The sequence below is a fragment of the Mycobacterium sp. HUMS_12744610 genome (genome assembly GCF_041206865.1).
Taxonomy (GTDB): Bacteria; Actinomycetota; Actinomycetes; order Mycobacteriales; family Mycobacteriaceae; genus Mycobacterium; species Mycobacterium servetii.
In genome coordinates, this window is sequence record NZ_JBGEDP010000001.1 from 2,070,903 (window position 1) to 2,084,261 (window position 13,359).

Genomic DNA, 13,359 nt, shown 5'->3' on the forward strand with positions numbered 1-13,359 from the left:
GATGTTCGACACCGTATTGGTAGCCAACCGCGGCGAGATCGCCGTGCGGGTGATCCGGACGCTGCGCCGGCTGGGCATCCGTTCGGTCGCCGTCTACAGCGACCCCGACGCCGGGGCGCGGCACGTGCTCGAGGCCGACGAGGCGGTCCGGCTGGGGCCCGCCGCGGCGCGCGAGAGCTACCTCGACATCGCTCACGTGCTCGACGCGGCGGCACGCACCGGCGCCCAGGCCATCCACCCCGGCTACGGGTTTCTCTCCGAGAACGCCGATTTCGCCGCCGCCTGCGAACGCGCCGGGGTGGTGTTCCTGGGGCCGCCGGCCCGGGCGATCGAGGTGATGGGCGACAAGATCACCGCCAAGAACACCGTCGCCGCCTTCGACGTGCCGGTGGTCCCCGGTGTGGCCAGGCCCGGCCTGAGCGACGACGAGTTGGTCGCGGCCGCCGCAGAGATCGGTTACCCGGTGCTGGTCAAGCCGTCCGCGGGCGGCGGCGGCAAGGGCATGCGGCTGGTCGACGACGCGGCCCGGCTGCGCGACGCGCTGGTGAGCGCACGCCGGGAGGCCGCCTCCTCGTTCGGCGACGACACGCTGTTCCTGGAGCGGTTCGTGCTGCGGCCCCGCCACATCGAGGTCCAGGTGCTCGCCGACACCCACGGCAACGTCGTCCACCTCGGCGAGCGGGAGTGCAGCCTGCAGCGGCGCCACCAGAAGGTCATCGAGGAGGCTCCCTCCCCGCTGCTCGACCCGGCGACCCGGGCCCGCATCGGGGCGGCGGCCTGCAACACCGCCCGCAGCGTCGACTACGTCGGCGCGGGCACCGTCGAGTTCATCGTCTCGGCCGAACGCCCGGACGAGTTCTTCTTCATGGAGATGAACACCCGTCTGCAGGTGGAACATCCGGTCACCGAGGCGGTGACCGGCCTGGACCTCGTGGAGTGGCAGCTGCGGGTGGCCGCCGGTGAGAAGCTGGCGTTCGCCCAGGACGACATCGAGCTGCGCGGCCACGCGATCGAGGCCCGCGTCTACGCCGAGGACCCGGCGCGCGGGTTCCTGCCCACGGGTGGCCGGGTGCTGCAGGTGTTCGAGCCGTCGGGCGCCGGTGTGCGGGTGGACTCCTCGCTGCTGGCCGGCACCGTGGTCGGCAGCGACTACGACCCGATGCTGAGCAAGGTGATCGCCCACGGCGCGGACCGCAACGCGGCGCTGGCGGCCCTCGACCGGGCGCTGGCCCGGACCGCCGTGCTGGGTGTGCAGACCAACGTCGAATTCCTGCGGTTCCTGCTGGCCGACGAGCGGGTGCGTGCCGGCGACCTGGACACCGCGCTGCTCGACGAGCGGGTGGCCCAGTTCGCGCCGCTGCCCGCGCCCGACGACGTGCTCGCCACCGGGGGCCTCTACCGCCAGCGTGACTTGGCCGAACGGGCATCGGGTGACCCGTGGGCGGCGCCGACCGGCTGGCGCGTGGGCGGGAACCCGGCGCCGGTGCGCACCGAGATGCACACCGCGCTGCGCACCGAGACGGTGTCGGTGTGGGGGCCGCCGGACGCCGCCTCGGTCCGGGTGGGAGACGGCGAGACCTGCTCTGCGAGTATCGAACTCGACGGGGTGCGGATGTTCGCGACGCTGGATGGGGTGCGCCGGGAGTACCGGTGGGCCGAGTCCGGCCGGCACCTGTGGATCGCCGACGAGCGCGGCACCTGGCAGCTGCGCGAGGCCGAGGAGCACAGGATTCACCGCGCGGCCACCGCGCGGCAGGCCGAGGTCCTCAGCCCGATGCCGGGCAGCGTGATCGCCGTCCAGGTCGACTCCGGCGCCGAGGTTACCGAGGGCGATGTGGTGGTGGTCGTCGAGGCGATGAAGATGGAACATTCGCTGCCCGCACCGGTTTCGGGGCGGGTCGAGGTGCTGGTGTCCGTCGGTGACCAGGTCAAAGTCGATCAGGTGCTGGCGCGGATCAAGGATCAGGAATCATGACGCTATCCAAGGAGTACGAAGACCTACGGGCGACGGTTGCCGATTTCGCGCGGACCGTGGTGGCGCCCGTATCGGCCAAACACGATGAGGAGCACAGCTTCCCGTACCAGGTCGTCGCCAAGATGGGCGAGATGGGCCTGTTCGGCCTGCCGTTCCCCGAGGAGTACGGCGGCATGGGCGGCGACTACTTCGCGCTGTCGCTGGCTCTCGAGGAACTCGGCAAGGTCGACCAGTCGGTGGCGATCACACTTGAGGCGGGGGTCAGCCTCGGCGCGATGCCGATCTACCGTTTCGGGTCCGAGGAGCAGAAGCAACGGTGGCTGCCGGACCTGACGGCTGGGCGCGCGCTGGCGGGCTTCGGCCTGACCGAGCCGGGAGCCGGCTCGGACGCGGGCGCCACCCGCACCACCGCCCGGCTCGAGGGCGGCGAGTGGATCATCAACGGCAACAAGCAGTTCATCACCAACTCGGGCACCGACATCACCTCGCTGGTCACCGTCACCGCGGTCACCGGGGCCCTCGACGGCGGCAAGAAGGAGATCTCGACGATCGTCGTGCCCGGCGGCACACCGGGATTCACCGTCGAGCCGGTCTACAACAAAGTCGGCTGGAACGCGTCGGACACCCACCCGCTGACCTTCGTCGACGCCCGGGTTCCGGAGGAGAACCTGCTGGGTGCCCGCGGGACCGGCTACGCGAACTTCCTGTCCATCCTCGACGAGGGGCGCATCGCGATCGCCGCCCTGGCCACCGGCGCGGCGCAGGGCTGCGTCGATGAGAGCGTCAAGTACGCCAAGGAGCGCCAGTCGTTCGGCCAGCCGATCGGCTCCTATCAGGCGATCAGCTTCAAGATCGCGCGAATGGAGGCGCGTGCCCACGTCGCGCGCACGGCGTATTACGACGCGGCCGCGAAGATGTTGGCCGGCAAGCCCTTCAAGAAGGAGGCGGCGATCGCCAAGATGATCGCGTCCGAGGCGGCGATGGACAACGCCCGCGACGCCACCCAGATCCACGGCGGGTACGGCTTCATGAACGAGTATCCGGTGGCGCGGCACTACCGCGACAGCAAGATCCTCGAGATCGGGGAGGGCACCACCGAGGTGCAACTGATGCTCATCTCGCGATCGCTGGGCCTGTCGTGAGCGGGCCGGGGAAGTCGATCGTCCAGCGCGGCTTATGGTTCGAGGAGTTCGAGATCGGTACCACCTATCTGCACCGGCCCGGCCGCACGGTGACCGAGGCCGACAACGTCCTGTTCACCACGCTGACGATGAACACCCAGTCGCTGCACCTGGACGCCGCGTGGGCGGCCGAGCAGCCGGGTTTCCGGGGTGAGCGGCTGGTGAACTCCATGTTCACGCTCTCGACGCTTGTCGGTCTCTCGGTGTCGCAGCTGACGCTGGGCACGATCGTCGCCAACCTCGGCTTCTCCGAGGTGTCCTTCCCCAAACCCGTCTTCCACGGCGACACGCTCTATGCCGAAACCGTGTGCACCGCCAAGCGGGAATCCAAAAGCCGCCCCGGGGAGGGCATCGTCACCCTCGAGCACACCGGACGCAATCAGCACGGCGACGTCGTCGCGCGCGCGGTGCGCACCACGCTCGTACAGAAGCGGCCCGCTGCGGAGGGAAATTGATGAACCTGCGCGCCGCCGGCCCGGCATGGCTGTTCTGCCCGGCCGACCGCCCCGAGCGATTCACGAAGGCCGCCGCCGCCGACGTGGTGATCCTCGACCTCGAAGACGGCGTCGCCCAAGGCGATAAGGCGGCCGCCCGCAAGGCATTGCGCGACAACCCGCTGGACCCCGCGCGCACCGTGGTCCGCATCAACGCGGTTGGCACCGACGAGCACGCCCTGGACCTCGACGCCCTGGCCGATACCGCGTACGGCACGGTGATGCTGTCCAAGACCGAATCGGCGGCGCAGGTTACTGCGTTGGCGCCCCGCGACGTCGTCGCGCTGATCGAGACGCCGTGCGGCGCAGTATTCGCCGCCGAGATCGCCGCGGCCGACGGCACCGTCGCGATGATGTGGGGCGCAGAGGATCTGGTGGCCGCCCTCGGCGGCAGTTCGAGCCGGCGGGCCGACGGCGGGTACCGCGACTTCGCGCGGCATGTCCGGTCGACGACGCTGCTCGCGGCGTCGGCGTTCGACCGGATCGCGCTGGACGCCGTGCATCTGAACATCGGCGACCTCGACGGCCTGCGGGCGGAGGCCGACGACGCCGTCGCCGTCGGTTTCGGCGGGACCGTCTGCATCCACCCGACCCAGGTTGCGGTGGTGCGCGAGGCCTACCGTCCCAGCGAGGACAAGGTGGACTGGGCGCGAAGGGTTTTGGTGGCGGCGAAGAGCGAGCGCGGGGTGTTCGCTTTCGAAGGGCAGATGGTCGACTCGCCGGTGCTCAAGCACGCGCAGATGCTGCTGCGGCGGGCGGGGGAGCCCACGGGCTGACGGGCGCGATCAGCTTTCGTCCTCCGCATTCTCGTCGGCTTCGTCTTCCTTTCTGCGCAAAAGTTTTTCGGGGTGCCAGTAGGTGTTTTTTCGGGGTTGGCCGCGGTCGAGGTGTGGGGGCGGGATCCATTCGGTGTCGCCGTTGGTGTTTTTTCGGGTGGTCCAGCCGCGGGGTTGCAGGAGGCGGTGGTGGGGGCCGCAGGCGAAGGTGAGGTCGTCGATGTCGGTGCATCGACAGGTGGCCCAGTCGGTGACGTGGTGGACTTCGCTGTAGTAGCCGCCCACGGTGCAGCCGGGGGCTGAGCAGCCGCGGTCTTTGGCGTAGAGCACGATTCTTTGCGCGGGGGAGGCCAGGCGTTTGGTGTGGTAGAGGGCCAGGGTTTTGCCTTTGTCGAAGATCGCCAGGTAGTGATGGGCGTGGCGGGCCAGGCGGATGACATCGCTCATGGGCAAGATGGTGCCCCCGCCGGTCAGGGCGCATCCGGCGGCGGCTTCCAGTTCGGCCAGGGTGGTGGTGGCGATGATGGCGGCCGGAAGCCCGTTGTGTTGGCCCAGCTTCCCGGAGGCCAGGATCGCGCGGAGTGCGGCGAGCAGGCCGTCGTGCTGGCGTTGGGCGGGCCCGCGGGCATCTTTGTCGATGGCGTCCTGGGTGGGGGTGCCGTCGATGCAGGGGTGCTCGTCGAGGGGGTTGCACATGCCCGGGGCGGCGAGTTTGGCCCACAGGGCTTCGATCGTGGCGCGCAGTTCGGGGGTGATCCAGCCGCTCAGGTGTGACATTTTGTCGGGGCCCTGGGCGCCCAGGATCAGCCCGCGCCGCCGGGCCCGGTCCTCGTCGGTGTAGTTGCCGTCGGGGTTGAGGGCGTTGTCGAGTTGCTCGGCGAGCCCGCTGAGTTGTTCGGGGCGGATTCGGGTGCCGTGGCGGGCCAGGTCGGCTTCGGCGCGTTCGCGGGTGGGCTGGTCGACCCAGCCGGGCAGCTGGCGGCAGAAGCGGCGGATCACCGCGATGTGCTCGGGTCCGAGCGTGCCCTGGCGCTGACGCAACGCGGTCTCGGCCAACATCGGGGGCAGGGGTTGGCCGGTCAGCCCGTGTCGCTCGCCTAGGTCGGCGGCCTCGCGGACCCGGCGGGCGGCCTGGGGGCGCGAGATCGAGGTGGCCTCGGCGATGGCGTGGGAGAGCTTGCCGCCCAACTCTTCCGCGCTGGCCTGATGGGCCAGGGTGTTGATCACCGCATGCTCGAGGGCGGGCAGGCGCCGGCGCACCTTTTCCACCCGCCCCAGCCAGGCCAGCAACTCCGGGGTGCTCAACGCCTCGCAGTCGAACCTCAGCAGCGTGTCCAGGTCGGCATCCAGCGCGTCGAACGCCGCACCCAGCTCCTCCCGGTCAACACTCACACCGTCAAACTATGCGCACCCACCGACAACAAACCCCGGAATGTGACCACAGAAACCAAAGTGACACAAGTGTTTTCAGGCCGCGGGCCAACGGCTACTTCCGCTGTGCTGCGGCCAATCTGGCTGCGAATTCAGGTGATTGGATGGTGTGCGCCTGTGGCCCCAGTTCCGTGCGCATGGCGAAGTCGTGGTGTTCGTTGTCCAGCGCCCCCGGACTGGCGGTGGCGCGCATGGTGGCCTTGGTGGCCAGCACCACCTCGCGCGGGGCGGACGCCGGGCCGGCGGCCAGGTCGAGCGCGGCGGCGACCGGATCGTCGGCGACGCTGAGCGCCAGCCCGTGGCGCACCGCGGCTTCGGCGTCGAAGCGCATGCCGAACAGCAGGGCCGCGCGGGCCACTTGCGGGCCGACCGCCCGCTGCAGCATCCACGTCGCGCCGCCGCCGGGATGCAGACCCAGCTTCTGGAAGCGGGCGTCGAACAAGGCGCCGGGTCCGGCGATGCGCACGTCGGCGGCCAGCGCCAGGTTCAGCCCCGCGCCGACGGCCGCGCCGTTGACCGCGGCGATGGTGGGCAGGCGGCAGTTGCCGACGGCCATGAAGCCGTCGTAGAGGCGCTGCAGCCCGGCTTCGGCCGCCCCGGCGCCCGCGGCGCCGAGCGCGCTGAGGTCGGCGCCGGCGCAGAACGCCTTGCCCGCCCCGGTGACCACCACGGCGTGCACGCCGTGGTCGTCCTCGGCCCGCCCCACCGCGGCGCGCAGGTGCGCCGACATCTCGCCGGTTACCGCGTTACGGCGGTCGGGATCGTCGACGGTGATCAGCGCGACGCGGTTCTCGACGCGGTACAGCACGGGGTCGGCGGGGCTCATTGGCGTCAGAGTACTGGGGGCGCGAGTCCTGTGTGCTAGACGGGCACGTAGCTGGTCAAGCCGCCGTCGACGACGAACTCCGCCCCGGTGGCATAGGACGATTCGTCGCTGACCAGGAAGATCACGAAGCTGGCCACCTCGCCCGGTGAGCCGCCGCGGCGCATCGGGATGGGCGTCAACATCTCGTCGGTCACGCCCCTGCTCATCGGGGTCCGCACCAGGCCGGGGTGGATCGAATTGACCCGAATGCCGCTGCCCGCCAGTTCAACCGCGGCCGATTTGGTCAGGCCCCGCAGGCCGAACTTGGAGGCCACGTAGGCGTGATGTCCGGGGGCGCCGGCCAGGCCCTGGACCGACGAGATGTTGACGATCGAGCCCGTGCCGGCGTCGATCATCGGCTCCACGGCGGCGCGCATCCCCAGATACGCCCCGGTCAGGTTGACGTCGAGAACCCGTTGCCAATCGGACAGCGACGAGCCTCGCAACGGGCCGTGTGTCCCGATTCCGGCGTTGTTCACCAGCGCATCGAGCCGCCCGAAGGCGCTCACCGCCGCGGCGACCGCCGCATCCCACTGATCGGCGTCCGTGACATCGAGGTGCACGAATTGCGCCGCTGCGCCCAGGTTCTCGGCGACCGCCCGCCCGTCCTCGTCGAGGACGTCGCCGACGACCACCTGGGCGCCGTGTGACACCAGGGCCGCGGCGTGGGAGGCACCCATCCCTCGGGCACCGCCACTGATCAACACCACTTTGCCGTTGACGCGTCCCATGCACGCCACGGTATGCGCGGTCGCGCGTGCGTCGGTGAACCTGGCCGTTTGCGAGTGGATCGGGATCAGAAGGTGTACTATCCCGCGGGTTTGGGTACGGAATCGTTGTGACTTCTCAGCGACGGATGTCACGGATCGTGGACGAACACCGGTTCGACGCGATCGCGGCAGCGGTGCCCGGCGGGCAGTCGGGTCCGGTCGGGATCGCATTTTTGGACTGTGACCTCAACATCCGTGGTTTTGACGCGACCTTCGAAACGGTCACCATGCGGCGGCGGGACGAAACGCTCGGCCAGAACGTTTTCGATGTGTTTCCCGACAACCCCGACGATCCGCAGGCCACCGGCTCGTCGCTGCTGGCCGCATCCATGGAGAGCGCGCTGCGCCGGCGCTCGACCGACCCGATACCCATCTGCCGATACGACATCACCGATCCGCAGAACCCGGGCGTTTACCTCCCCAAACTGTGGTCGTCCACCAGCACCGCGGTCGACGACGGCGGGGAGCAGATCGGAGTGTTGCACCGCGTGGTCGAGATCACGGCACTCGACGCCGCCCTGTCCGCGTTGGCTCTGCACAACGAGCACGCCATACCCTTCAATCCCGCCGAGCAGCTGCACATTCTGAGCGCCCTGGCGGCCGTCGTGGGCGCGGACCGGGCGCGGGTGCATGCGCTGGCACGCGAACGTGATCAGCTGCGGCGCGCCCTCGAATCCCGCGACGTCATCGGTCAGGCCAAAGGCATGCTGATGGAACGGTTTTCCGTCGATGCGGTGGAGGCTTTCGACATGCTGGTGAAACTTTCGCAGAGGACGAATGTCGTGCTGGCGGAGATCGCCAAGAAGGTTGTCGAGATCGACTCGGCGTGAGCGGTCCGCGGCACGGCGGTGTAGCGGGATGGCGACGGGGTAACCCGACCGCTCGCAACCGCTGAGTGCGCCGGAAACTTCGATTCACGACCCTTGGGAGGTCGCAAGTCTCGATGAGTTACTCGCCGACATGAAGGCGCGGCGAGTTCATCCTGTTGCTACCGTATCGGCCACTCCGCAACGACTAGAGAAATCGCTGGGACCGGCAAACGTGGCCAATCCCACTGCAACGAAGCCTAATCCGAGGGGACAGGTTGTCCACACCGAGCAAATAGGTGGACGGCATGAGCATCTGACTGTTGAATGTGTTGTCTAATAACGTGTTTAGTTGGCGTAAGCAACGTGTGTCCACTATGGTCAGCGCATGAGACGAAGCCGACTCGAGCCGCAGCAGCGACGCCAACAGTTGCTCGACATCGGGGCCGCGATGTTCGCGGAGAAACCGTATGAAGAGGTCTTTGTGGAGGACATCGCCGCTCGCGCCGGTGTGTCGAGAGCGCTGCTCTATCACTACTTTCCGAGCAAGCGAGACTTGTACGTGGCGATATTCACCCGTGCGAGAAACCGACTGCTGGCGCGGGCCAACCCCGATCCGGACCTGCAGCTCGCAGAACAGCTCGCCGCCGGGCTCGAGGCCCACATCCAATATTTTGCCGATCATCCTTTTGAGGCGATCACGATCAACCGTGGCGCGCTATCGGATGACCCAGCGATCCAGGCGATCATCAACAATGAGCTGAATGTCGTCGGCCAACGCCTGATCGACAAACTTGTCGGCGAGGGCCGGCCACGCGATGTCACCGAGATTGCCGTGGAGGGATGGTTGGGTTTCGTACGCGCAGCGTGCGTGAAATGGGTTCAAACGCAGAAGATCACCCAAATCGAGCTCACCGAAATGTGTACTCGCGCATTCGAATGCGCTCTCGGATATTCCAAACACCCTGCCGCACAGCAGCTTACGAACGGTATTCGCCCTCAGGTGATGACTGAGCTGCCGGAAGGGTGGAGCTGCGGTCGTGGTGCTGCCCGGCTGGCGGCCAACAGCCCGACTTCTTGTTAGACCGGTGCGGTCGACAGTCCGGAATCCGTCCGCGGCGGGAGTGGGCATTTGTTCGAGCGAGGCCGCAGCTACCTCGACTCCGATCTCGATAGAGCCGTACGGGCCACCGCCACTCCCACAGGGATTGGCGCTGACTGCTTTGGAGCACTAATTTCCCTAAGGTGATGTTCTCAGCTGCTGGTGTCGTCGCGCGGTGGATGGCGCCCTTCCTCACGGTTGCGGCCGTTGCCGTCCTGGGTGTTCTCGATCACCAGGTGCCGGTCGGTCCGGCGCCGGCGGTGCGCCTGGCCGACGACGCCAACCCGTTCGCCGGCACGCCCCTCTACGTCAATCCCGGCTCGGCGGCCATGCGCGCCGCGCAGCACGCCGATCCGCCGAGTCCCGAGCTGACCGCAATCGCCAACACGCCGCAGGCTTACTGGATCGTCCCGGGTGGCTCGGCGGCCACGGTCGCCAAATACACCGGTGACGCGCGGGCTGCCGGGGCGCTCCCGGTGCTGACGCTCTACGGAATCCCGCACCGCGACTGCGGCAGCTTCGCCGCGGGGGGCTTCGCGACGGGCGACGCCTACCGCGCCTGGATCGACGGCATCGCCTCCGACCTGGGGGCGTCTCGCACGGCGGTCATCGTCGAGCCGGATGCCCTGGCCATGGCCGACTGCCTGCCGGTCGACCAGCGCCAGGAGCGCTACGACTTGATCCGCTACGCCGTCGACACGCTGGGCCGCAATCCGGGCACGGCCGTGTACGTCGATGGCGGCCACCTGCGCTGGCACAGCGCCGAGGACATGGCCGCCAGGCTCAACCAGGCCGGCGTCGGGCACGCGCGGGGCTTCAGCCTCAATACTGCGAACTTTTTCACCACCGAGGACGAGATCGGCTACGGCGAGGCGATTTCGGGGCTCACGAACGGTTCGCACTACGTGATCGACACGTCGCGCAACGGTGCGGGACCGGCGCCCGACTCCAAGTTGAACTGGTGCAACCCCAGCGGCCGGGCGCTGGGCACTCCGCCTACCGCGGCCACCGGCGGTGCGCACGCGGATGCCTACCTGTGGATCAAACGTCCCGGCGAATCCGACGGGACCTGCGACAAAGGCGACCCGCCGGCGGGCACGTTCGTGAACCAGTACGCCATCGACCTGGCCCGCAACGCGGGCCAGTAGCCCGCGCCGGCGGCCCCGCGGTCCTTGCGAAAGCCCGGCTCGCCCGACCGCCAGCCACGGTCAGGTTGCGGGCGGGGCGGGTTGCTCGGGCGGAATCTCCCCGTCGCAGCCACCGGGTGGTGGCGGGCCCGGAACAGGTTCGTCGCCACCGACGCAGTCGTAGTAAAACTGAGGGCCGGTCATCCAGGTTTTCATCCACTGGTGCCAAAACGATCCGTCGGGGTATTTCTCGCCGTCGCAGACGGCCAATTGGCCCCAGCCCCAGCGGCCGCCCGGGCAGTAGCCTTTCGTAATGTCCGGCTTGTGGGGATCAGGCGGATCGGCGGTGGCAACCGCAGTAGAAAGCACAAACGCCGCAGCACAACCCAGTATCGCAGCCCCAAGGCGAGTGATCTCGAACTTCATTTCGACTCCCTTAAACCGTTGAATCGCTACAACCGATCCAAAGCGATAGGAGAACGCTAGCGGAAGCGGAACGCAGGCGCTTTTGAATCCTCGTCAGACACCGCATAGAGCCGCGGATCGAGCGGCGTCCTGCTGGCGGTGGTAAAAGCGCTGCAACGGGTGCGCCAACCTCAGCGTCCAAATACCCTTGTCAAGCAGCACGCTCGGAGCGCAGCGGGCGGGGGTGCTCTGGGAACAACAAATGCGGCAGTGCTGAGGCGTTTGGCTGGCGCCCAGGTTTCTTGACGAAAGGCCACGGAGGTTTCGCTGGCCTATCAGAGCGTGATTTGAGTTCCGCTATGGCGCGATTTCTCGGCCCGATCATTAGGAGCGGCCTCCTGTATCCAGACTGATTCGGCAGCCTGGGGGAAAGCCGGTGAAAGTCGACGCCGGTGGCAAACCACGACGGGAGAGGCATGGTAGCGCGCAGGCCGCCGACGAGCGTCCAAATTGGGAAAGAATGCGAATAGAAGAATCGCGTCTGCGCCGCGTCGATTGGCTTTCACGCGGAGCCGCAGAACCGACCCACGTCGACGTGGGATCCTTCGCCGCGAACACAACGCCCACATACAACCGGATCAGCAGAACTGCGGCCGGGCCCCGGGTGGCGGTCAACCGAATTAACCGGGAACTGTTTTGGGTCATCAGCATTGCCTTCTACGCAGATGTGGTGTCTATGGGCCGACCAGCCGCCCGGTTCAGGACCGTCGTCGTCGGGGTGCGCGGTCGACGCGGCGCAGTCCGTAGGCCGCGACGCCGACGCCGACTACCGCGGCCCCGGAGATCACCGAGATCAGCGGCAGCGCGAAAGCCAGAACCACGCAGCCAAGAAACCCGACGACCGGGATCGGGCGAGCGGGGCGGCCCTCGTCGGTGCGCAGCGTGAATGCGGACGCGTTGGCGATCGCGTAGTAGATCAGCACGCCGAAGGAGGAAAAGCCGATCGCGCCGCGCACGTCGGCAGTGGCGGCCACGATGGTCACCACCAGGCCGATCAGCAGTTCGGCACGGTGCGGCACCTGAAATCTGGGGTGCACCGCGGCCAACACGTGCGGCAAGTGGTGGTCACGCGCCATGGCCAGCGTGGTGCGCGAGACACCCAGGAGCAGCGCCAACAGCGAACCCAGTGCCGCGACCACCGCGCCAGCCCGCACCACGGGCACCAGCCAATCCGCCCCTGCGGCCCGCACCGCATCGGACAAGGGGGCCACCGCGTCCGTCAGTCGCTGGGGCCCCAGCACGGCAAGTACGGTTACCGCGACGATGGCGTAGACGGCCAGGGTGATGCCCAGGGCGAGCGGAATTGCGCGGGGGATCGTGCGGGCTGGGTCGCGGACTTCCTCGCCGAGGGTGGCGATGCGCGCATACCCGGCGAAAGCGAAGAACAGCAGCCCCGCGGCCTGCAGCACCCCGCCGACCGCGACACCCGCCACATCCAGTCGCGCGACCGCCACACCGTCAGAGGCCAGCACCGCCACGACCACCGCCGCCAGCACCAGCAGCACGACGGCGACGATCAGGCGCGTCAGCCGTGCCGACTTCTGCACCCCGGCGTAGTTCACCGCGCTCAACGCGACCACCGCCGTCGCGGCGATCGCATGGGCCTGCGAGGGCCACACATAGGACCCCACCGTCATCGCCATCGCCGCGCACGAGGCGGTCTTGCCCACCACGAATCCCCATCCGGCCAGGTATCCCCAGAAATCGCCCAGGCGCATTCGCCCGTAGACGTAGGTGCCGCCGGACGTCGGATACACGGCGGCGAGGCGGGCCGAGGACATCGCGTTGCAGTAGGCCACCACCGCCGCCACCGCCAGCCCGATCAACAGCCCGGATCCCGCGGCATGGGCGGCCGGGCCGAGCGCGACGAAAATCCCGGCGCCGATCATCGACCCCAGCCCGATCATCACCGCATCGCCGGTGCCGAGTCGCCGCGCCAATGCCGGGGGGCCGCTGGCTATGACTCCTCCTGACGGCCGAGGATCTCGGAGGCCAATTCGGCGAGCGCGGCGCGCTCCTGGGCCAGCGCGGCCCGCCCGGTGTCGGTGATCTCATAGACCCGGCGGGCGCGTCCGTCGACCACCTCTTGCCGGGAGGTCAACAGGCCGTCCGTTTGCATGCGGTGCAGCATCGGATACAGCGTGCCCGGGGAAATCTTGTAGCCGTGGCCGGCCAACTCCTCGGCCATCCAGGCGCCGTGGACCGGCTCGATGTCCGCGTGGTGCAGGATGTGCAGCCGCACCGCGCCGCGTAGGAACTGGCTCACGCGTCCGCCCGAATCGGACCAAGTTGCTGCCCGCCGCATACCACGCGCATCCGTACCACCAATCGGTATCGGTCGACGATATCGGGTTACGATATCATCTG

General features: G+C 68.4%; 13 protein-coding genes. 7 read left to right on the forward strand and 6 right to left on the reverse strand.

Annotation, left to right across the window (positions count from 1 at the left end):
- The first annotated feature begins 1 nt into the window (after position 1).
- The 4 genes from AB8998_RS10230 to AB8998_RS10245 are packed head-to-tail and all read left to right on the forward strand — an operon-like array spanning position 2 to position 4,426.
- Positions 2 to 1,975 carry an acetyl/propionyl/methylcrotonyl-CoA carboxylase subunit alpha gene (locus tag AB8998_RS10230; protein ID WP_369737831.1) on the forward strand — a complete coding sequence of 658 codons (1,974 nt, stop codon included), beginning with the start codon at positions 2 to 4 and terminating at the stop codon, positions 1,973 to 1,975.
- Entirely contained in the window at positions 1,972 to 3,117 is a 1,146-nt protein-coding gene (locus AB8998_RS10235; RefSeq protein ID WP_369737832.1) for an acyl-CoA dehydrogenase family protein, read from the forward strand. The genes AB8998_RS10230 and AB8998_RS10235 overlap by 4 nt, the downstream gene beginning before the upstream one ends.
- Positions 3,114 to 3,611 carry a MaoC family dehydratase gene (locus AB8998_RS10240; protein ID WP_369737833.1) on the forward strand — a complete coding sequence of 166 codons (498 nt, stop codon included), beginning with the start codon at positions 3,114 to 3,116 and terminating at the stop codon, positions 3,609 to 3,611. The genes AB8998_RS10235 and AB8998_RS10240 overlap by 4 nt, the downstream gene beginning before the upstream one ends.
- Positions 3,611 to 4,426: an HpcH/HpaI aldolase/citrate lyase family protein gene (locus tag AB8998_RS10245; protein WP_369737834.1), complete on the forward strand. Its 816-nt coding sequence runs from the start codon at positions 3,611 to 3,613 to the stop codon at positions 4,424 to 4,426. Before AB8998_RS10240 ends, AB8998_RS10245 begins: the two co-directional genes overlap by 1 nt.
- A 9-nt stretch (positions 4,427 to 4,435) precedes the next feature.
- On the opposite strand, the gene AB8998_RS10250 is transcribed toward AB8998_RS10245, so the two are convergent.
- The 3 genes from AB8998_RS10250 to AB8998_RS10260 form a co-directional block, all read right to left on the reverse strand.
- The gene (locus AB8998_RS10250) at positions 4,436 to 5,818 is read right to left on the reverse strand and encodes an HNH endonuclease signature motif containing protein (RefSeq protein ID WP_369737835.1); all 1,383 of its coding nucleotides are present in this window, start codon (positions 5,816 to 5,818) and stop codon (positions 4,436 to 4,438) included.
- A gap of 94 nt (positions 5,819 to 5,912) precedes the next feature.
- On the reverse strand, positions 5,913 to 6,683 hold the full coding sequence (locus tag AB8998_RS10255; RefSeq protein ID WP_369737836.1) for an enoyl-CoA hydratase: 771 nt from the start codon (positions 6,681 to 6,683) through the stop codon (positions 5,913 to 5,915).
- A 35-nt stretch (positions 6,684 to 6,718) separates the two neighbouring features.
- A complete protein-coding gene (locus AB8998_RS10260) occupies positions 6,719 to 7,453 on the reverse strand; it encodes a glucose 1-dehydrogenase (protein WP_369737838.1) in 735 nt (244 codons plus the stop codon).
- Positions 7,454 to 7,578: 125 nt separating this feature from the next.
- On the opposite strand from AB8998_RS10260, the gene AB8998_RS10265 reads away from it, so the two are divergent.
- The 3 genes from AB8998_RS10265 to AB8998_RS10275 all read left to right on the forward strand — a co-directional run bounded on the left by AB8998_RS10265 (position 7,579) and on the right by AB8998_RS10275 (position 10,548).
- Positions 7,579 to 8,322, forward strand: a complete 744-nt coding sequence (locus AB8998_RS10265) for an ANTAR domain-containing protein (RefSeq protein ID WP_369737840.1) — start codon at positions 7,579 to 7,581, stop codon at positions 8,320 to 8,322.
- 364 nt (positions 8,323 to 8,686) lie between these two features.
- A complete protein-coding gene (locus tag AB8998_RS10270) occupies positions 8,687 to 9,382 on the forward strand; it encodes a TetR/AcrR family transcriptional regulator (protein ID WP_369737842.1) in 696 nt (231 codons plus the stop codon).
- Positions 9,383 to 9,543: 161 nt separating this feature from the next.
- The gene (locus AB8998_RS10275) at positions 9,544 to 10,548 is read left to right on the forward strand and encodes a glycoside hydrolase family 6 protein (protein WP_369737843.1); all 1,005 of its coding nucleotides are present in this window, start codon (positions 9,544 to 9,546) and stop codon (positions 10,546 to 10,548) included.
- 60 nt (positions 10,549 to 10,608) lie between these two features.
- Here the strand turns inward: AB8998_RS10275 and AB8998_RS10280 are convergent, their stop codons facing one another.
- From AB8998_RS10280 to AB8998_RS10290, 3 genes are all read right to left on the reverse strand, one after another.
- On the reverse strand, positions 10,609 to 10,953 hold the full coding sequence (locus AB8998_RS10280; protein ID WP_369737844.1) for a hypothetical protein: 345 nt from the start codon (positions 10,951 to 10,953) through the stop codon (positions 10,609 to 10,611).
- Between the two features lie 737 nt (positions 10,954 to 11,690).
- The gene (locus AB8998_RS10285) at positions 11,691 to 12,953 is read right to left on the reverse strand and encodes an APC family permease (RefSeq protein ID WP_369741506.1); all 1,263 of its coding nucleotides are present in this window, start codon (positions 12,951 to 12,953) and stop codon (positions 11,691 to 11,693) included.
- The gene (locus AB8998_RS10290; protein WP_369737845.1) at positions 12,950 to 13,258 is read right to left on the reverse strand and encodes an Rv3488 family transcriptional regulator; all 309 of its coding nucleotides are present in this window, start codon (positions 13,256 to 13,258) and stop codon (positions 12,950 to 12,952) included. The genes AB8998_RS10285 and AB8998_RS10290 overlap by 4 nt, the downstream gene beginning before the upstream one ends.
- Positions 13,259 to 13,359 lie beyond the last annotated feature (101 nt).